Here is a 17,759-nt window from a genome sequence, read left to right as displayed (position 1 = left end):
TGACACACCGGAGGAAACGACCGAGACCCTGATCCTGGGGAACACCGTGTACAGCAGGGCGGATCCGGCATCGGTGCTGTTCAACGGCGAGAGGCCGTGGTGGAGGTGCACGGTCGAGTCGCCGCTGCCCTCTGCCCCGCAGGGCACCGCGGCCGCCGGTACACCCTGGGACGACGGGCCGATGGCGGGCGCCTGCGTCCGCTGATCGACTCGGGAGAAGTCGGCGTTGTGGGACGGGAAGTCGTCGACGGCGTACAGACCGTCCACTACGCCGAAACCCTCTCCATGCAGGTCATGCTGGAGAAGAACCCGGCGATGACCGACAAGGCGCGTGAAGAGGTCCTTCGCTCCCGGCTGGTGCTGGGTGAGGATCCGGTGGCGATCGACGTGTGGATCGGGCCGGACGATCTGCCCGTCAAACAGGTCTCCGTCAACCTGCTGCGGACGCCCGGCCCGGCCAAGTCGGTCAGGGCGGCCCAGCCGGTGGTGGTCAGCACCACGTCGTACTACTCCGGCTGGGGCGAACCCGTGGACCTCACGGCGCCGCCCGCGAACGAAGTCAGGGATGCCGGGGAGGCTTTGCCGCCTCCCCTGGATCCCAAGGTGTCGGCCGAACCTCCGGCCGCGGTGTCTCTGCCGGACCCTCCGGACGACGCGCCTTAGCAGCAGCGGCAGATGGGGGTCTCCTCTCGCCTCCGCCGGCGCCACGCCTCGTACTCGCGGCGCGTGGGCGAGGGCCGGTCGGGATTCTCGCGGCGGTGTCGTTCGCAGTGCCGCTCGTAGGCGGCATCGCCGGAGACCTCGCGCAGGTACCAGCGCACGGCGGCCAGAAGGCGGCGCGGATGCAGGCCGCCGCCCGCGGCTTCGCGGTCGGGCCCGGGGGCCGTCACGCCCGGTCCGTCTCGGACGCGGCGACGGTCGCGGGCTTTCGGGCGCCGGGCAGCGACACGTGGAGCTGCGATTCGACGTACGGGGTCTCCGTCGTGGGCAGCGAGCCCGCGCGGATCGCCCGGACGCAGATCACCGCCGCATTGACGATCACCACCGCGACCAGGACGAGGAACACGGCGATAAGCACGCCGTCGACCGTGCTGTTGAGCACGACCGTGTGCATGTCGTCCATGTTCTTGGCCGGGCCGAGCACCTTGCCGTCGCCGATGGCGTCGGCATAGCGCTCGCGTTGGGCGAAGAACCCCACGCGCGGGTCGTCGGAGAAGATCTTCTGCCACCCCGCGGTGTAGGTGACCGCGACGTCCCAGACCAGGGGCACCCCGGTGACCCACGCCCAGCGCAGCTTGCCGCGCTTGATCAGGATGGTGGTGGCCACGGTGAGCGCGATGGCGGCGAGGAGCTGGTTGGCGATGCCGAACAGCGGGAACAGCTGGTTGATCCCGCCGAGCGGGTCGGTCGCGCCGGCGTAGAGGAAGTAGCCCCAGCCCAGCACGACGAGCCCGCTGGCGATCCAGATACCGGGCTTCCAGTTGACCCGGCCCATCGGCTTCCAGATGTTGCCGAGCATGTCCTGCAGCATGAAGCGGCCCACGCGCGTGCCGGCGTCGACCGTGGTGAGGATGAACAGCGCCTCGAACATGATCGCGAAGTGGTACCAGAACGCGCGCAGGCTGTCGCCGCCGAAGACCTCGGAGAAGATGTCCGACATCCCGACCGCGAGCGTGGGCGCTCCACCGGTACGCGCGATCAGGCTCGACTCCTCCACCGCCTGCGCTGCGGACCGCAGTTGCTCGGGCGTGATGGTGAAGCCGAGGTTCGCGACCGCCTGCGAGGCACTCTCCGCCGTCGAACCCAGCACGCCCGCCGGCGCGTTCATCGCGTAGTAGAGACCCGGGTCGATGACGCAGGCGGCGACCAGCGCCATCACCGCCACGAACGACTCCATCAGCATGGCGCCGTAGCCGATGGCCCGGACCTGCGACTCCTTCTCGATCAGCTTCGGCGTGGTGCCGGACGCGACCAGGGCGTGGAACCCGGACAGCGCGCCGCAGGCGATGGTGATGAACAGGAACGGGAACAACGCGCCCGCGAACACCGGCCCTTCGCCCGAGCCCGCGTACTTGCTTACCGCGTCCGCCTGCAGCGTCGGCGCGGAGGCCAGCACCCCCACCGCGAGCAGCACGATGGTGCCCACCTTCATGAAGGTGGACAGGTAGTCGCGCGGCGCGAGCAGCAGCCACACCGGCAGCACGGAGGCCACGAACCCGTAGGCGACGAGGCAGAACACCAGGGTCTTCGGACTCCAGGTGAACGCCTCCGCGAGTCCGGAGTTCTCCACCCATCCGCCGGCCACGATCGCGAGCAGCAGCAGCGCGACGCCGATGACGGTGGTCTCGACGACCTGTCCCGGTCGCAGGAACCGCAGGTACACGCCCATGAACAGGGCGATCGGGATGGTCATCGCCACCGAGAAGGTGCCCCACGGGGAGTCGGCCAGCGCGTTGACCACCACGAGGGCCAGCACCGCGAGCAGGATGATCATGATGGCGAACACCGCGAGCAGCGCCGCCGCTCCGCCGACGCGCCCGATCTCGTCGCGTGCCATCTGCCCGAGGCTCTTGCCGTCCCGGCGCATCGACAGGAACAGGACCACCATGTCCTGCACCGCCCCGGCGAAGATCACCCCCACGACGATCCAGATCGTCCCGGGCAGGTACCCCATCTGCGCCGCCAGCACGGGTCCCACCAGCGGTCCGGCCCCGGCGATGGCGGCGAAGTGGTGCCCCAGCAGTACGCGTCGGTCGGTGGGCTGGAAGTCGACTCCGTCGTCCAGGCGTTCGGCGGGCGTCGCGCGCGTGTCGTCCGGTTCGAGGACGCGCCGGGCGATGAAGCGCGAGTAGAACCGGTAGGCGATCGCGTACGACGCCAGCGCCGCGACGATCAGCCAGACCGCCGACACCTCCTCCCCCCGGGCCAGGGCCAGCACGCCCCAGGCGATGGCCCCCACCACCGACACGGCGGTCCACACCAACACGGTCCGCGGCGCCACGGCACGGCGCCGCATGCCGGTCTCGGACATACAAACTCCTCGGGTTGCGGCGGCACTTCACCGGCGCCTGGCCGGGTGGCCACCGAAGTCGGACGCGCGCACAGCGCTGTGCCCGGGCGGTGCGACGGCAAACGCAGCGGCTACGGGTGCCGGGGCCCGGCGGGGCACATGTCAGGAAGCGGCGGTGGACGGCGCCTTGGGCGCGTACGGCAACACCGCGGCGGCGGCACGGCACGCCGATATGCAGGCTCGCACGCGCACCTCCTCATGCCCGTCCCACACGGACCGATCGCCCCGCACCGGGCGGCGCACGTGTCGCGAACCGCCGTCCCGGCGAAACGGAGTCCCGGGCATTCTCCCACTGTTCGCGACGCACGAGCCGCAAGCGCCGCCGCCCCCGACGGGCACTCGGCGTCGCGCCCGCGACACCGCGAAGGATTCAGGAGTGTTCACTTTGGAGCCGCCACGTGGCGCCAAAAGGTCTGGTCACGCGGCACCTCAGCCGGTGCGATGGGCGCATGCTCACGCTGCCCATCGATCACCTCGGAAGGCGGACCATGCGCAGGAAGCGCTTCTTCACCACGGCTCTGTACGCCGTCGTCCTCGGCGTGTCCGTGTCCGCCTGCGCCTCTGGAGGCGGGTCGTCGGAGGCGAAGGGCGACACGGCGAGTTCCGCGAGTTCCGCGAGCACGGGGAGTTCCGCCGTGCCGTCCGCCTCCGAGACGGCATCCGCGGCAGCCGGTACCGCCGGAGCGGCAGGCGGTGGAGCGAACGTCTCGGCGCTCGCGGGCAAGGTCGCCACTGCACGTGACCAGGCCGCCCACCAGCAGACGTACAAGAGCAAGACCGTGCTGGAGTACAACGGCGAACTCGCCTCGGTCACCGAGAGCCAGGTACGCACCTCCGACTCGGCCCAGCGCACGCTGACGACCACCTACCCGGCCGCCTACACCGCGATCGGGGCGCCCGAGGAACTGCGACGCGAGTCGACGTCCGAGAGCCTGATCCTCAAGGATGCCGTCTACTCGAAAAACGACCTGAATTCGCCGCTGTTCAAGGACGCGAAGCCGTGGTCCAAGAGCACCCTCGAAGAGCCGCTGGTACCCACCCCGGAAAGCACCGCGGCCGATGCCGGGCAGAACAACGGGCCGCTGACGCACCTGGACAAACTGATCGACTCCGGGGAGATACGCATAGCGGGGCAGGAGGTCGTCAACGGCGTGCAGACCACCCACTACGCCGGCACTATCTCGTTGGTGCGCCTGGTGCAGGACACCGATCAGACCGACGAGGCCCGTGAACAGACACGACAGCTGTACGAGGCACTGGGACTGGACCGCACGGCCGTCGACCTGTGGATCGGGCCGGACGACCTGCCGGTGAAGGTGGTGACCGTGGCCCCGATCAAGCTGGCCAAGCCGATGGTGGCGAAGACCACCGTCACCTACTCCGACTGGGGCAAGCCCGTGGACCTCACACCGCCGCCCGCGAGCGATGTCGAAGACCTCGGAGTCCTGCCGCCGATCCGCCCCAGGCCCACCGGCCCGGCAACCGCCCTGCCGAGCACGATGACGCACTGAATCCCGGGTGCGGGGCCCCTTCTGTACGTGTCTCTATGAGTCTCTATGTGACGACGGGCGGCGTGTTGTCGGGGACGCGGTCCAGCACGATGCCGAAGTGCTCCCGGTACGCGGCCAGGATCGCGGCGTCGTCCGGCAGTTCCTCCTGGTGTCGGCCGTCCGGGCCGGTACGGATGAGCGTACGGCCGGCGAGGGTGATGCGGCCGCCCTCCGGTGTCATGCGGGTGCAGACCGGGCCGCGCGTGAAGTGGGACAGCGGGGAGGTCTGGTGCCACCAGGCTCCGGCCGTGAAGTCGACCAGCTCACGCGGCCGGATCTCCATACGGAACTCCGGACCGCCGTCGCCGTGTACGTCGACGTCACCGTCCGGGCCGTCGACGATCCGGAACACGCCTTCCGCGTCCGCCTGTTCGTCCCGTACGTCGAACCGCAGCGGCTCGCGCGCGAAACGGCCGAAGCCGACGTCGGCCAGCCACGGTTCGTCGAGGCGGACGAGCAACGTCATGTGGTCGTACGGGATCCCGACCGACGCCCCGCCGTCCACGAACACACGGGCCGCGAGCAGGGACACGTCGTAGCCGAGTGCCCGCAGCAGGGCGCCGAAGGCGCCGTTGAGTTCGTAGCAAAACCCACCGCGGCGGCGGTCGACGACCTTGGCCACCAACTCGTCCTCGACGAGGCGGATCGGTCGGCCGAGGTGGATGTCGAGGTTCTCGAAGGGGACGGCGGCCAGGTGGCGCCGTTGGAGTTCGGCGAGCAGCGCGGCGTCCGGCGCACCCTCGGGACGCGCCACCCCCAACAGGGCCAGGTAGCCGTCAAGGTGTTCCTGCCGCACGCCGCGCTCCCGTCGTTCCACTCGTCGCCGTCACACATCGGGCATCACGCAACGCCGTCACTCGTTGTCGTCCACAGGCCCGCAGCGCTGCCAGAACAATACGCACTTACCGGGCCCGGGTCCGGTGTGCAAGGCGGACCGCCGCGCGTCGGGTTTCGGCGACGGCGCGCGCCTGGTGTCGCCCCGGCTTCGAGTCTCGGCCGGACCTGCGGTGCGCGGGGGAAGCGAGTGTGCTCCACGAGCGTGGAGCCGTCGCGTCGCCATCGGGCAGAGCCGCCGCGATACGCACGACAGGTGCGGGGAACGCGGGCGCGGGAACGGCAAGACCGGCGACGGGGAACTGCACGGGCGACTCCTGGAGAGGCGTGACTGCGGGGGTGACAGGGATGGCGGGGGTGACGGGGGTGACGGTATCGGGGGTGACGCGGGTGATCGGATCATCTGCGGGGTGTGTCAAAGTGCGTTCCTTTCAGACGAGGTAGTCGCGGAGCAGGGACGCCCGCGACTTCATACGGAGCTTGGCCATGGCCTTGACCTCTATCTGGCGGATCCGCTCCCGGGTCACGCCGAAGCGGCGGCCTATCTCCTCGAACGTCTTCGGCTCGCCGTCACCGGCCAGGCCGAACCGCAGCGTGACGACCTCGGCCTCACGTTGCGTCAGGTCGGCCAGCACGCGGTCGAGTTCGGCGCGCAGGCCGGCCATGGCGACCTGGTCCTCGACGGGGGCGGAGGCGGTGTCCTCGATGAGGTCGCCGAGTTCGCCCTCACCTTCGGAACCGATGGGCATGTGCAGCGAGACGGGGCGCCGGTCGTACCCCTGAACCTGCGTCACCTTCTCGGCGGTCAGGTCGAGTTCGGCGCCGATCTCGGCCGCCGTGGCCGGGCGGCCGAGGTCGCGTTCGAGGCGGCGGCTCGTACGGTCGACCTTGGCGATCAGCTCGGCCATGTGCGACGGCACCCGGATCGTGCGCGACGTCTCGTCCACGGCGCGCTGCACCGCCTGCTTGATCCACCACATCGCGTACGTCGAGAACTTGAACCCGCGCTCGTGGTCGAACTTCTCGACCGCCCGGATCAGCCCGCAGTTGCCCTCCTGGATCAGGTCGGGGAGCGGAACACCTGTGGCGGCGTAGCGCTTTGCGACGGAGACGACGAGGCGCAGGTTGGCCTCGATCATGTGCTGCTTGGCCATGCGCCCGGCTGCCGCAAGCCATTCGAGGTCGGCGCGGGCGGCGGCGGTGAGGGTGTGGTCCGTGTCCAGGCGGTCCTGTGCGTACAGCCCCGCCTCGATCTGCCGCGCCAGCGCGACCTCCCGCTCGGCGTCGAGCAACGGCGTGCGGCCGATGCGCTTGAGGTAGTCGGCCACGGAGTCGGTGCTCGCGGCGGCGACCGGCGGTACTGCGGTACGGAAGGTCATGCGGCTCCTCGGCCCGGCGGATCATTCAGTAGGACGAACATAAAATTAGGCTGGGCAAGGTCACCTGTCAAGCATAAAAATAGGTCCACTACAAAAAAGTGTTGGACCTATGAGAGGATGCCGCCCATGACCTCGACAGAGCCGGTCGGCCTGCGCGCGCAGAAGAAGCTGGAGACGCGCCAGGCGATCTCCGACCACGCGACGCGCCTGTTCATCGAGCGCGGTTTCGACGCGACGACGATCGCGGACATCGCGAGCGCCGCGCGCGTGGCCAAGATGACGGTGACGAACTACTTTCCGCGTAAGGAGGACCTCGCGCTCGACCACGCGGACGCGTTCGTCGCGAGCCTGGCCGGGACCGTCGCGGCGCGCTCGCCGGGGCAGTCGGCCGTCGCCGCGCTGCACGACGCCTTTCGCGAGGCACTGGCGACGCGCAACCCCGTCCTCGGGTTCAGCGGCCGGCCCTTCGCGCGCATGGTGGCGGAGAGCACGGTGCTGGTCGCGCGGCTGCGCGAGCTGCACGAGAAGAGGGAAGAGGCGTTGGCGGAGTTGCTGGCGGCCGAGGCGCGGGAGGCGGGGGGCGGCCGTCCGAGTGCGGGCCGAACGGGGGAAGCGGGCCCGAGCGGAGCGGACGAGCTCACGCCGTACCTCGCGGCCGCGCAGATCGGCGGCGTCCACCGCGCGCTCTTCCAGGAACTTCAGCGGCGCAGCGTGGCCGGCGAATCCGAGGAGTCCATCGCCGCGGCGGTCACCCCGGCGGCCGAGGCGGCATTCGCGCAGCTCACCCGCGCGCTGGGCGACTACGCCGTACGACCTCAGCCGCCCGCCACAGCCGACGGCGCCGCCGCCGACGCCGACAAAAAGGCCGACGAAGAGGCCGACGAAGACGACGAGGCCGAGAACTCCTGATCATCCGAACGGGGCGATGCCGCGGCGATTGCGTCCGCATACGCCGCGAGATCCGCCGGTCGGCCCGGCAGGTGAGCCGGGCCGATCCGCGGATCTCGGTGCGGACAGTGGCACTGTCAGTAAAGACAGTAAGGACGCGCGGTCGGGCCGACGGGTCAGCCGACGGATCAGACGCCGTAGCCGCCGTCGACGTCGAGCTTCTGACCGCTGATGAATCCCGCCCGGTCCGAGGCCAGGAAGCAGACCGCCTCGGCGATGTCGGCCGCGATGCCGAAGCGGCGCAGCGGGATGTTGTTGCGGGCCACGTCGAGCGCGCGCTCGTCGAGGTCCCCGCTGCCGATGAGCTCGGCGGCCATCCCGTCGGTGAGCATGCCGGGGCCGACACAGTTCACGCGTACGCCGAACCGGCCCTCCTCCGCCGCCAGCGCCCACGCGACCTGCTCGACGGCGCCCTTCGGCGCGGACGACAGGCCGTCCCGGATCGGGTAGCGCTTGGTGGCCGCGGTCGTGACCGCGACAATGCTGCCCTTGCCGGCGCGCAGGTGCGGGAGTGCCGGGTGCACGAGGTTGAAGAAGGCCACCGCGTCGTTGTCGATCTGGCTGCGGAACTGCTCGGGCGAGACGCGGCTGAGGTGGATCATCGGGACGTGCGGGCCGGAGGCGTACACGAGGGTGTGGATGCCGCCGAACTCCGCGGCGGCCTCGTCGAGCACCGCGGCCACCCCGGGCGCGTCGGTGAGGTCCGCGCGGTACGCCTTGGCCCGCCGCCCGTGCTTGACCCGCGCCTCGTCGGCGATCTCCTCGGCCGCACCCGCGTTGCTGCGGTACGTCAGGACCAGGTCGCTGCCCCGCTCCGCCAGCATGCGGGCGATCGACGCGCCGAGTCCGCCGCTGGCGCCGACCACGACCGCCGCCCCGGCCTTCGCCGCGAAATCCTCAGCCAAGCCGGTCATCGGCGCACTCCTCACCTAGATCTGATTACCCGTCAGATCTACGCGGGCGAGCGCGCGTTGTCAATCGTCGCCAGGCGGGCCGTGAGCGGGGCGACACGGCAGGCACAGCGGCGGGGTCACCCGACCGGAGCAAGCTCACACGAGGGGACGAGCGGCAGCGTGCACCCGCACGCCGCGGCAGCCGCCGCGCCGCCCCTCACGGGCACGGTCACCCAGCCGGGGCAGCCACCTGGGACCCGGGCTTATTCGGTGTCGAGCACTCTCCGAGATCGGGTACTATTTTTCACGCAGCAAGCGCCGCTAGCTCAGTTGGTTAGAGCAGCTGACTCTTAATCAGCGGGTCCGGGGTTCGAGTCCCTGGCGGCGCACCAAGTCCAAGGCCATCCATGTCCGCAGAGAGCGCGGAGTGGGTGGCCTTGGTTTTTTTGTGCGCGGCTTCGCCGCGCTTTGTGGGGGCTTCGCCACCCACACCCCCGGCGCCTGGCATTCGCTGGGGTGGGGGGTCGGGCGGCGAGATTGAGGGGTTCGCTACCACGCCCCCGGCGCCCGAAGTGAGCTGAGGCCCGGCGGCCAGGCGGCGAGAGTTCCTCTTTGGGGCTTCACCGCCCACCCCCCTGCGCCTGACGTTCGCTGGGGCCGGTGGTCGGGGGGCGAGAGGTCTTCTTGGGGGTTTCGCCGCTCATATCCGCGGCGCCTGAGCTCGTGCGGTGTCGTCTACGCGGATCTCGATCCGTGCGCACTCGGTGCTCGCCGCGACCTGATCCAATGCGAACGGGAGCGTCGATCTCAGTCGCCCGATGCGGGACACCTCGGCCTCGCATTCGGTCTGGGTGTGCACTGCCGGGCGGAAGGTCACGTACGACGGGTCGAACGCGGTGGGCTGCGCTCGCATGGCGGTCAGGAACCAGTGCCTGTTCACGCCGATCCACCGGCCATCCGCCCCTGGGCTCGGCTGTTCGGGTGACCGGCGCACCGGGTGCGCTTGGCGGACGCCTGTTCAGCTGTGGGGTGTTACTCCTGTTGGCTCAGCGGTGGCGGGGGTGGGCCGGGGCGGGCACCGCGGGTCGCGCAACCGGGGGCTGGGGCTATCAGGCGTGCCGCATACCACAGTTGGTGGCATTTCGTGGCTTCCTCGGCATTTGCGGGGTTTCAAAGTGCATTGCCGCAAAAGTCTGCTGATGATGAGTGAGGTCCCACGGGGTCCAGTGCGGTCATCGACGACCGCAACCGCCGTGGCTGCCGAAAGGAATCCTTGTCATGCGTCGTGCCTGTACTTACGTCCTTGGCGCTTCCTCCGCGATAGCCCTGCTCGCCATCGCCCCCACTGCCGCACACGCCCAGGGTGCCGAGGTCTTCCCCGGCTCCGGTGCTCCCGGCACCTCGATCACCGTCAACGACGGGAACCTCTGCGCCGGGACGGCGGCCAGCGCCACGTCCGAAGCATTCGGGACCATCACCCTGTCCCAGGGCACCGAGACCATGGTCGGCACCGGCACCGTGAGCAACGTGGCGGCCGGCTCGTACGCCGTGCGGCTCACCTGCGGCAACGGCCGGACCGCGTCCGGCACCTTCATGGTGACCGGCGGCACCGCGACCGCCACCCCGACCACGACCGCGACCGCGAAGCCGATCGGCGGCGTCGGCGCCGGTGGCGGCGGCACCCAGAGCGACATCAGCGCCGCGGGCCTGGCCGGCGGCGGTGCGCTGCTGGTCGCCGGTGGTGCGCTCGGCGTGTACGCGATGCGCCGCCGCGGCATGGGCCGCCACACCGCCTGACGGCAGCACCAGCCGGTATCGAGCCGGTGGTCCCGCCCCGTACGGCGTCATCGTCGCCGTACGGGGCGGGACTCTGCCACGCGCCACTCGACACACCCACGAGCCGATCCAGGAGGACCTGGTGGCCAACGCCGAGCGACAGAGCGGGCGTTCACCCGGACGGCCGTCGCGCCTCCTCGTGTTCGCCGCCGTCCTGGCCTTCGTCGCCTTTCTGGCCGGCGGAACCCTCGTCCTCCGGGCGTTCTCCGAGGGCGACGGCGGCCCGCCGGTCCCGCCCGCGTCGGCCGCGCGGCCGAGTGCGGCTCCGGCCGGTGGAAGTGCCGGAACCCCGGCCGTACAGCCGGCAGTTCGACCCGACACGGCCCAGCCGCCGGTCGTACCGCTGCCGCCGTCCCCGCCGACCCGTGTGGTGATCCCCAAGATCGCGGTGGACGCCCCCTTCGTCGCGCTGGGCCTCGAAGCGTCCGGCGAACTGGCCGTCCCCGACCCGAACAACCGCAACCTGGCGGGCTGGTACAAAGACGCCGCCACCCCGGGCGCGGTGGGCACGGCCGTGGTCGTGGCGCACGTGGACACCAAGTCCGGCCCGGCCGCCTTCTACGGCCTCGGTGCGCTCCGCCCCGGCGACACCGCGGACATCGTGCGATCCGACGGGATGGTCGCGACGTTCCGCATCGAGTCGGTCGAGGTGTTCGACAAGAAGAACTTCCCGGCCGACCGCGTGTACGCCGACACGTCGGAGGCGCAACTGCGCCTCATCACCTGCGGGGGCACGTTCAAGAAGGGTGCCGAGGGCGGCTACGAGGCGAACGTCGTGGTGTTCGCGAAGCTGGTCTCGACGCGCAGGGCCTGAGCGGCGGATCAGTCGTCGGACGTGTCGCCGTACGCCGCCGCCGTCTCGATCTGGTCCTCCATCGCGTCCAGCGTCGCCTGCGGCAGCCGGGTGTACGACAGCAACCGCCCGCCCGCCTCGCGGATCCGCACCGCGACCTCGCGCGCCCACACGTTCTCCACGAACACGACGACGACCAGCGAGTCCGGCGGCATGATCAGGCCGATCTGCTCCGCGTCGCTCTCCCCCGCGAGCCCGAGCATGCGGCGGGCCGCGACCTCGGCGGCCATGTCGCGCAGGTCGTCGTACTCGCTGATCTCGTGGTGGGTGATGTCGCCGTGCACGTCCTTGACCACGATGAGCATGTCGATGACCCGGACGTCGCCGCGCGCCTCGACCTCGTCGACGGCGTCGAGGACGGAGCGGGTCAGCCGCTGGCCCGGGAACCCCAGCACGATCGCGTCGACCGGACCAAGCTCGCCCATCTCCATGCCTCCTCCAAGACCGTCACCGGCAATACGCTTTCGCGGCCCGCCGTGCGGGCGCGTCTTCCACGCTAAGCGGGTACGCGCGGGGGCGCATGTGGATCCCGGATTCGCCGCACCAGCGCGCGGTCTGCATCCACGCGTTCGCAGTAGCGGCCGAACTCGCCGGGCGGACGCGCCCCGCACGCGCCGCGAACACGCCACGGACGCGGCGGGGACGCGGCACGGTCCAAGGGCGTGGACCGCCGTGGAACCGGCGTGGAACCGCGGTGGAACCCCGGTGGAACCGGGCGGGGAGACGATCACCGGGCTCCGTCTCCCCAGCTGACCGCCGAGAAAGAGGACCGCCCCGTGCTCCGTTCCAAGATCGCCAAGACCCTGGGCGCGCTCGGCGCCGCCGTCGCGCTCACCGCCCTCGCGCAGAGCCCGGCCGCCGCGGCGCCCGTGCCCAAGAACTGGACCACGACGTATCCGACGTGGGGCAACGCGAAATGCTCGTCGCCGGTGCAGCTGACTGACAGCCGGCACGTGATCATCGCGTGTATGGAGTACGGCAACGGCTACGTGCAGCCGTACGCCATTGTCATGAACTCCAACGCCGACGCTCGGTACGTGCCCGAGACTCTGCTCTCCTCTTTCTCGGACGCGAAGTGCGCCGTGTCGTCGATGCCCAAGAACAGCACCCGCATCTGCAACGGCAACATCGAGCAGGCCCCCGCCGGATGCAACGACGTCGGGGGCCTCATGAACTACTTCTGGTACACGGACCACTGGATGTTCCTCCCGGTCGTCAGCGTCTGCCGCTGACACCCCGGCCCGGAACTCGGCCGACGAACCGCCGCACCCGGCGACGGGCTATCCGCAACGACAGCCTTTCGCCGGGCGCTCGCCGCGCAGTATGCGCTGGTGCACGCGCCGCGCCTCGGGCCCGGGCTCGACTCCCAGGCCGTCGACCAGCAGCGTGCGCAGCCGCTGGTACGTGTGGAGCGCGTCGGCCCGCCGCCCCGCGCCGTCCAGCGCGAGCATCAGCCGCGGCCACCACGGCTCGTGCCACGGGTTCCCGGCCACCAGGCCGGACAGTTCGTCGATGACCTCGCGGTGCCGCTCCAGCGCCAGATCCGCGTCGACGCGCGACTCCAGCGCGGTGACGCGCAGCCGGGCGAGGTGCGCGCCGTGGCATGCGACCGGGCCTGCGGGGTCGGCGCATTCGACGCCGTCGTACGGCTCCCCGCGCCACAACCCCAGGGCCCGCCCCAGCAGAGCCGACGCCGAGGCCGCGTCGCCGCACGCCAGTCGGGCGCGGCCGCGTTCGACCAGCAGCCCGGCGACGATCGCGTCGATCTCCATGTCGGGGATCCGCAGTTCGTAGCCCTGTGGCCGGGTGGCGATCAACACCCCGTGCCGGTCCCCGAGCAGGCGCCGCAGCCGGTGCACCACCTGGGCGACGGCTTTGGTCCGCATCGCGGGCGGTTCGTCGGGCCAGACGTCGGACAGCAGCCGCTCGGTCAGCACGACGCGGCCGGACGCGGCGACCAGGCGGGCCAGGAGTGAGCGGGGGCGCGTACCGGGGACCGGGCGCCAGCTGCCGGACTGGGCCGGGCGTAACTCCACCGGCCCGAGGACACCGATTCCCGCCGTGCCCCGCACAGGACCGGCCGCGGCTCCCAATTCCGACGCCGCAATGGCGGTACGCGCCATCCGACACCTCCCCCGGGCTGTCTCGGCTTGCCCCGGCAGGCTAGGCAGTCGACACGTGCCGACACGCAGATGTATCCCGAAAGCGCGGCCCCTGTCCGGCAGTTCGCCCCGAAAGCGCTATGCGCGCAGGCCGACCGCCTGCTCGCACCGGGAGGGCCCACGGTCCGGGACGCCTCACCGGGACGACCACCGGGACGCGCGCCTACCAGCGGTTCCAGTGGAGGACGTGTTCGCGGGGTATCCGCTTGGCCGGTTTGAAGTCCGTGCCGATCGTGTAGGCGAGCGGGATGAACGCGGCGAGCATGACGTCGTCGTACGGGACGCGGAGCACCTGGGCCAGTTCGCGTTCGAGCGGCGCCTGCGCGGTCGTCCACACGGTGCCGAGGCCGCGGGCGCGGGCGGCGAGCATGAAGCTCCATACCGCCGGGAGTATCGAGCCCCAGGTCCCGGCCTGGGTGGCGACCGGGGCGCGATCGGTACGGCCCTCGATCGCCGGGATCACAAATGCGGGGACCCGGTGGATGTTGTCGACGAGGTGCCGCAATCCGTCAAACACCCGCCGCGTCGAGGTGGGGTGGTGGTTCATGCGCCACAGATCCAGGTCGGTGAGCGGCTGTCCGCCGCCCTGCGCCAGCGAGCGCACGAATATGTCCGCCACCGCGCGACGCTGCGCGGGCTCGGTGACCACCAGGAAGTGCCAGCGCTGCCGGTTGCGCCCGGTGGGCGCCTGGACGGCCAGGTCCACGCACTCCTCGATCAGCTCGCGCGGTACTGGCCGGTCGAAGTCGAGACGCCTGCGCACCGCGCGGGTGGTGGAAAGCAGTTCGTCGGGGGTGAGGTCTAGGAGCATGCGTTGCCTCCGGGCGCCGATGAGCCGTGGCCGATGCCAAAACCGTATGTGCGCCAATCATCTGCCGTCAAACAATTGGCGCGCAGATCGAATTGCTAGAGTGGGCGGCGCGACGCGACGCGGAGGGACGCCATGCCGACGAGAACGACAAAGAAGACCGGGACGGCCGAGGCGGCCGACGCGGCCCCGGCGGCCGGCGGACCCGCGCGCCCGAGTTACTTCCCACAACTCGCCGCCGAACGTCCTGACATCGCGCTGTGCCGGGCCTCGACCGCCGTCGCGCGCGCCGCCGAGGCTCACGCGGGCGCGCAGGGCCTCGGGGTCGGGCAACACCTCGTCCTCAAGATGCTGGCCGCCGTCGGCCCGTGCTCCCAGCAGTCGCTGAGCGAGGAACTGCGCATCGACCGCAGTGTCATGGTGGGCCTCTGCGACGACCTGGAACAGGGCGGCCTCGTGCGGCGCGAGCGCAACCCGCGGGACCGGCGCTCGTACGCCGTCACCGTCACCGAATCCGGCCGGGCCGTGCTCGCCGACGCCGAGACGGGCGTCGCCGGCTACCTCGACACGGTGTTCCTGCCGCTCGATCAGGACGAGCGCCGCCAACTCGCCGGGCTGCTGGGCAAGCTGCTGGCGGGGCCGGGGGCCTGACGGCCGCGACTTTCCTCGGGCGTGAGGGAAATCCCGCTGGATCCGGGGGGTCCGCTGCGGGACGATGAAGGGCTCTCACGGCCCCGGAATGTCCCAGGAGTGTCCCAGGTCGACAAATGTCCACCAAGCGCGCGCGTCGCACGGCCCAACGGGGCGGGTGCTGGCATACAGTGCGGTCGAGTGGAGGACAAAGAGATAACCCGGACGGGGCCGGGACGAGCGGAGAGGGAGGTGCCCATGGGCGCATTGCGCAAGGCCGGCTCCTGGCTCGGGCTCGGTTCGGGGGACGAGGACGACGACATGTACCGCACCGGCAGGGGCGCGTACGACACAGGCTCCTACGACGAGGACGACGACGTGGACGCCGGCTGGGTCTACGACGACGAGCCGGAGGACCGCTCCCGCCCATTGGAGGGCAGCGTAGTGCCGGCCTCGGAGATCTTCGCCGCCCGCGCGGCGGCGGCAGCCGAACTCACCAAACCGACCTCACGGATCTCGGTCGTACACCCGAAGAGCTACCACGAGGCCCGCGCAATAGGCGAGTACTTCCGCCAGGACATCCCGGTCATCATCGATCTGACCGCGATGGACGAGTCGGATGCCAAGCGCGTGGTCGACTTCGCCTCCGGTCTCACCTTCGGCCGCCGGGGCACGATAGAGCGTCTCGCCAAGCGGGTGTTCCTCCTGCTGCCCGGCGACGTCGCGCTGCTGACCGGGGATCCCGGCAGCAACAATCACGACGGGTTCTTCAACCAGGCATAGCCCGCGGGCACCGACCGGGATCACCCCCGGGACCACGGGAACAAGCTGGAAGCCAAAGGGTGTGGGGACGAACGAACGGTTCGTCCCCACACCCTTCGGCATGCACGAAGTCGGCATGCACGAGGTCGGAGCGTCGTCTCCCGGACCCGCGCGCCGCCCTGCGGGGCCGAGGGGTCACCTAAGGCGCAGGGCCAGGAAGAAGTCGACCTTGTCCTCCAGCCGCGACAGATCCCGTTGCGTCAGTTCCTCGATGCGCCCGATCCGGTAGCGGAGCGTGTTGACGTGTACGTGGAGCCGCGCCGCGCAGCGCGTCCACGACCCGTCGCAGTCGAGGAACGCCTCCAGCGTGGTGACCAGGTCCGCCTGATGCCGTGCGTCGTACGCGCTCAGCGGGCTCAGCAGGCGGTCCCGGAACCCGCGCCGCACCCCTTCCGGCGCCGCCGCCAACACCAGGACGTGCGAGGCCAGTTCGCCGTGCCCCACGACCTCGAACGAGCCCGGCCGCCCTTCCGCGATGCGCGCGGCGTGCCATGCCTCCTCGAGGGCTCCGCGCAGCGCGTCGGCCCGCGCCACCGGGGCGCTGACACCGAGGCTGAGGCGGATGCCGTCGCCCGCCGAGCCTTCCAACCCGGCCAGGCGCGCGCGCAGTTCGGCGGCCACGTCGTCCGACGAGCCGGGACCGTCCGCCGAGCCGGGGACCAGGGCCACCGCGCCGTAGCCGATCGCCGCCACCAACGCCTCGCTTGGCAGATCCGCCAAAGCCTCTTCGAGAAGCGTGCGGGCCATGCGCCCCGCGGTGTTCGCCCCGGACGAAGTGTGCACGGGTGCGGCGGCCGCCGCCTCCGATCCGGCCGTGCGCGGCGCGCGGGTGGGGGGTGGGCTCCCCGGTGCCGCGGACTGCGGATCATCCGGGGTGCCCGGCACGGTGACCGCCGCCGCGACGAGCTGCCAGGTCACCGGCGACGCGGCGGCCGGTTCGGCGACCCGCAGCCGGGCCGCGATCTCGCCGGGATCGGCTCCCGAGTTCAGCAGCGCGAGGACGTCCTCGGCGAGGCGGCGGCCGAGCCGCCGGTTGTCCTCGACGCGGTCGGCCTCGACCGCGACGAGCCGGGCCAGCTCGTCCAGCAGGCCGCGGCGCTGCTCGGGCCAGTCGGCGACGTCCTCCTCCACGACGAGCGACCATTCGCTCCACACGCCCTGCTCGGCGGCGAGCGAGCCGTCGTCGCGGTCGACCGGGAGCATCGAGAAGACCCGGCCCGCGGTGCGCTCGCGGTACGGGGGCCGCGCCCGCCGGGCCCGGGCCGCCAGGTGGGCGCGGGCCAGCACGGTCCGCAGCTCCGCGTCCAGCGGGTCCGCCCCCGCCGCGACCTGACGGCCGGTCAGCGACAGCACCCAGCAGCGGATGTCGATGTCGGCGGCGACCAGCCCGAGGATGCCGTCCAGGCCCGCGCCCCCGGTGGCCGCCTGCACGAGGCGGCGGTGCCGGTCGACGACGGCCGTCAGATCGCTCGCCCGTTCGGTGGACACGCGGCGCACCACAAATTCGGTGAGCCGGGCGAAGGACATCTCCTCGTCGACCATGAACAGCGGCAGCCGGTGCCGTGCGCACGCCTCGACCAGGTCGTTCGGGACGGGGCCGACCTCGGTGATCCCGGCGGCGAGGCCCGCGGCACCCGCGCCCACGAGGACGCGTACGAAGTTCTCGGAGTCCGCCGGGTCGGACCGCCACAACATCCCCGTGAGCACCAGCTCGCCCCCGGAGAGGTACCGGCTCGGGTCGTTGAGGTCGGTCGTCATCACCCCGCGTACGCCGCGATCGAGCTCGTCCTCGCCCGTGAGGAGCCGGATCCCCGGAACCCCCGCGTCGAGCAGTGCCCGCAGCCGCACGTCCTCGCCTCCCACCACTTCTTTCCCGACCATGATCTCCTACGTCCACGCGTCCGGGTCTGCGTGTCCTGTCATACCGGGGGCGGCCGTGGGTCAACGATTAGATGAACCTACGAGAACTTGCAG

18 protein-coding genes and 1 tRNA gene are annotated in these 17,759 nt (G+C 71.1%); 9 read left to right on the top strand and 10 right to left on the bottom strand.

Annotated features, from left to right (window positions below; translation table 11 throughout):
• Positions 1-96 precede the first annotated feature (96 nt).
• Entirely contained in the window at positions 97-663 is a 567-nt protein-coding gene (locus ACWD12_RS22680) for a hypothetical protein (protein ID WP_450101032.1), read from the top strand.
• Here ACWD12_RS22680 and ACWD12_RS22675 read toward each other — a convergent pair.
• Positions 660-890, bottom strand: a complete 231-nt coding sequence (locus ACWD12_RS22675; RefSeq protein WP_435839079.1) for a CstA-like transporter-associated (seleno)protein — start codon at positions 888-890, stop codon at positions 660-662. The genes ACWD12_RS22680 and ACWD12_RS22675 overlap by 4 nt on opposite strands.
• Positions 887-3,031, bottom strand: coding sequence for a carbon starvation CstA family protein (locus ACWD12_RS22670; RefSeq protein ID WP_450101031.1), 2,145 nt, complete (start codon positions 3,029-3,031; stop codon positions 887-889). Before ACWD12_RS22670 ends, ACWD12_RS22675 begins: the two co-directional genes overlap by 4 nt.
• 527 nt (positions 3,032-3,558) lie before the next feature.
• On the opposite strand from ACWD12_RS22670, the gene ACWD12_RS22665 reads away from it, so the two are divergent.
• Positions 3,559-4,581, top strand: a complete 1,023-nt coding sequence (locus ACWD12_RS22665; protein WP_450101030.1) for a hypothetical protein — start codon at positions 3,559-3,561, stop codon at positions 4,579-4,581.
• A 43-nt stretch (positions 4,582-4,624) separates the two neighbouring features.
• On the opposite strand, the gene ACWD12_RS22660 is transcribed toward ACWD12_RS22665, so the two are convergent.
• Positions 4,625-5,416 (bottom strand): arylamine N-acetyltransferase family protein, encoded by a 792-nt coding sequence (locus tag ACWD12_RS22660; protein ID WP_450101029.1) that lies wholly within the window; start codon positions 5,414-5,416, stop codon positions 4,625-4,627.
• Positions 5,417-5,885: 469 nt separating this feature from the next.
• Positions 5,886-6,833: a sigma-70 family RNA polymerase sigma factor gene (locus tag ACWD12_RS22655; protein WP_450101028.1), complete on the bottom strand. Its 948-nt coding sequence runs from the start codon at positions 6,831-6,833 to the stop codon at positions 5,886-5,888.
• Positions 6,834-6,959: 126 nt separating this feature from the next.
• Here ACWD12_RS22655 and ACWD12_RS22650 point away from each other — a divergent pair, with 126 nt between their 5' ends.
• Complete coding sequence (locus ACWD12_RS22650) at positions 6,960-7,742, top strand: TetR/AcrR family transcriptional regulator (RefSeq protein ID WP_450101027.1); 783 nt, start codon at positions 6,960-6,962, stop codon at positions 7,740-7,742.
• Between the two features lie 167 nt (positions 7,743-7,909).
• On the opposite strand, the gene ACWD12_RS22645 is transcribed toward ACWD12_RS22650, so the two are convergent.
• Positions 7,910-8,695 (bottom strand): SDR family NAD(P)-dependent oxidoreductase, encoded by a 786-nt coding sequence (locus ACWD12_RS22645; protein ID WP_358365186.1) that lies wholly within the window; start codon positions 8,693-8,695, stop codon positions 7,910-7,912.
• A gap of 294 nt (positions 8,696-8,989) precedes the next feature.
• On the opposite strand from ACWD12_RS22645, the gene ACWD12_RS22640 reads away from it, so the two are divergent.
• Positions 8,990-9,066 (top strand) — tRNA-Lys (locus ACWD12_RS22640).
• 308 nt (positions 9,067-9,374) lie between these two features.
• On the opposite strand, the gene ACWD12_RS22635 is transcribed toward ACWD12_RS22640, so the two are convergent.
• Complete coding sequence (locus ACWD12_RS22635; protein ID WP_450101026.1) at positions 9,375-9,614, bottom strand: hypothetical protein; 240 nt, start codon at positions 9,612-9,614, stop codon at positions 9,375-9,377.
• A 338-nt stretch (positions 9,615-9,952) separates the two neighbouring features.
• Between ACWD12_RS22635 and ACWD12_RS22630 the strand changes: the two genes are divergently transcribed.
• Together ACWD12_RS22630 and ACWD12_RS22625 are read left to right on the top strand one after the other, a co-directional pair.
• On the top strand, positions 9,953-10,471 hold the full coding sequence (locus tag ACWD12_RS22630) for a hypothetical protein (RefSeq protein ID WP_358365190.1): 519 nt from the start codon (positions 9,953-9,955) through the stop codon (positions 10,469-10,471).
• A 121-nt stretch (positions 10,472-10,592) separates the two neighbouring features.
• The gene (locus ACWD12_RS22625; protein WP_450101025.1) at positions 10,593-11,324 is read left to right on the top strand and encodes a class F sortase; all 732 of its coding nucleotides are present in this window, start codon (positions 10,593-10,595) and stop codon (positions 11,322-11,324) included.
• An 8-nt stretch (positions 11,325-11,332) separates the two neighbouring features.
• Here ACWD12_RS22625 and ACWD12_RS22620 read toward each other — a convergent pair whose 3' ends face one another.
• Positions 11,333-11,788 carry a DUF6325 family protein gene (locus tag ACWD12_RS22620; protein WP_358363113.1) on the bottom strand — a complete coding sequence of 152 codons (456 nt, stop codon included), beginning with the start codon at positions 11,786-11,788 and terminating at the stop codon, positions 11,333-11,335.
• 351 nt (positions 11,789-12,139) lie between these two features.
• Between ACWD12_RS22620 and ACWD12_RS22615 the strand changes: the two genes are divergently transcribed.
• Positions 12,140-12,595, top strand: coding sequence for a hypothetical protein (locus ACWD12_RS22615; RefSeq protein ID WP_358363111.1), 456 nt, complete (start codon positions 12,140-12,142; stop codon positions 12,593-12,595).
• 48 nt (positions 12,596-12,643) lie between these two features.
• Here ACWD12_RS22615 and ACWD12_RS22610 read toward each other — a convergent pair whose 3' ends face one another.
• Together ACWD12_RS22610 and ACWD12_RS22605 are read right to left on the bottom strand one after the other, a co-directional pair.
• Complete coding sequence (locus tag ACWD12_RS22610; RefSeq protein ID WP_450101024.1) at positions 12,644-13,399, bottom strand: AfsR/SARP family transcriptional regulator; 756 nt, start codon at positions 13,397-13,399, stop codon at positions 12,644-12,646.
• Between the two features lie 289 nt (positions 13,400-13,688).
• On the bottom strand, positions 13,689-14,336 hold the full coding sequence (locus ACWD12_RS22605) for a nitroreductase family protein (RefSeq protein WP_450101023.1): 648 nt from the start codon (positions 14,334-14,336) through the stop codon (positions 13,689-13,691).
• A 132-nt stretch (positions 14,337-14,468) separates the two neighbouring features.
• Here ACWD12_RS22605 and ACWD12_RS22600 point away from each other — a divergent pair, with 132 nt between their 5' ends.
• Positions 14,469-14,984: a MarR family winged helix-turn-helix transcriptional regulator gene (locus ACWD12_RS22600; RefSeq protein ID WP_450101022.1), complete on the top strand. Its 516-nt coding sequence runs from the start codon at positions 14,469-14,471 to the stop codon at positions 14,982-14,984.
• Positions 14,985-15,221: 237 nt separating this feature from the next.
• A complete protein-coding gene (locus tag ACWD12_RS22595; RefSeq protein ID WP_358363105.1) occupies positions 15,222-15,746 on the top strand; it encodes a cell division protein SepF in 525 nt (174 codons plus the stop codon).
• Between the two features lie 174 nt (positions 15,747-15,920).
• Here the strand turns inward: ACWD12_RS22595 and ACWD12_RS22590 are convergent, their stop codons facing one another.
• Positions 15,921-17,633, bottom strand: coding sequence for a PucR family transcriptional regulator (locus tag ACWD12_RS22590; RefSeq protein WP_450101121.1), 1,713 nt, complete (start codon positions 17,631-17,633; stop codon positions 15,921-15,923).
• Between the last annotated feature and the right edge of the window lie 126 nt (positions 17,634-17,759).

The organism is Streptodolium elevatio, assembly GCF_053592165.1.
This window is presented reverse-complemented; position numbering and strand designations above follow the sequence as displayed.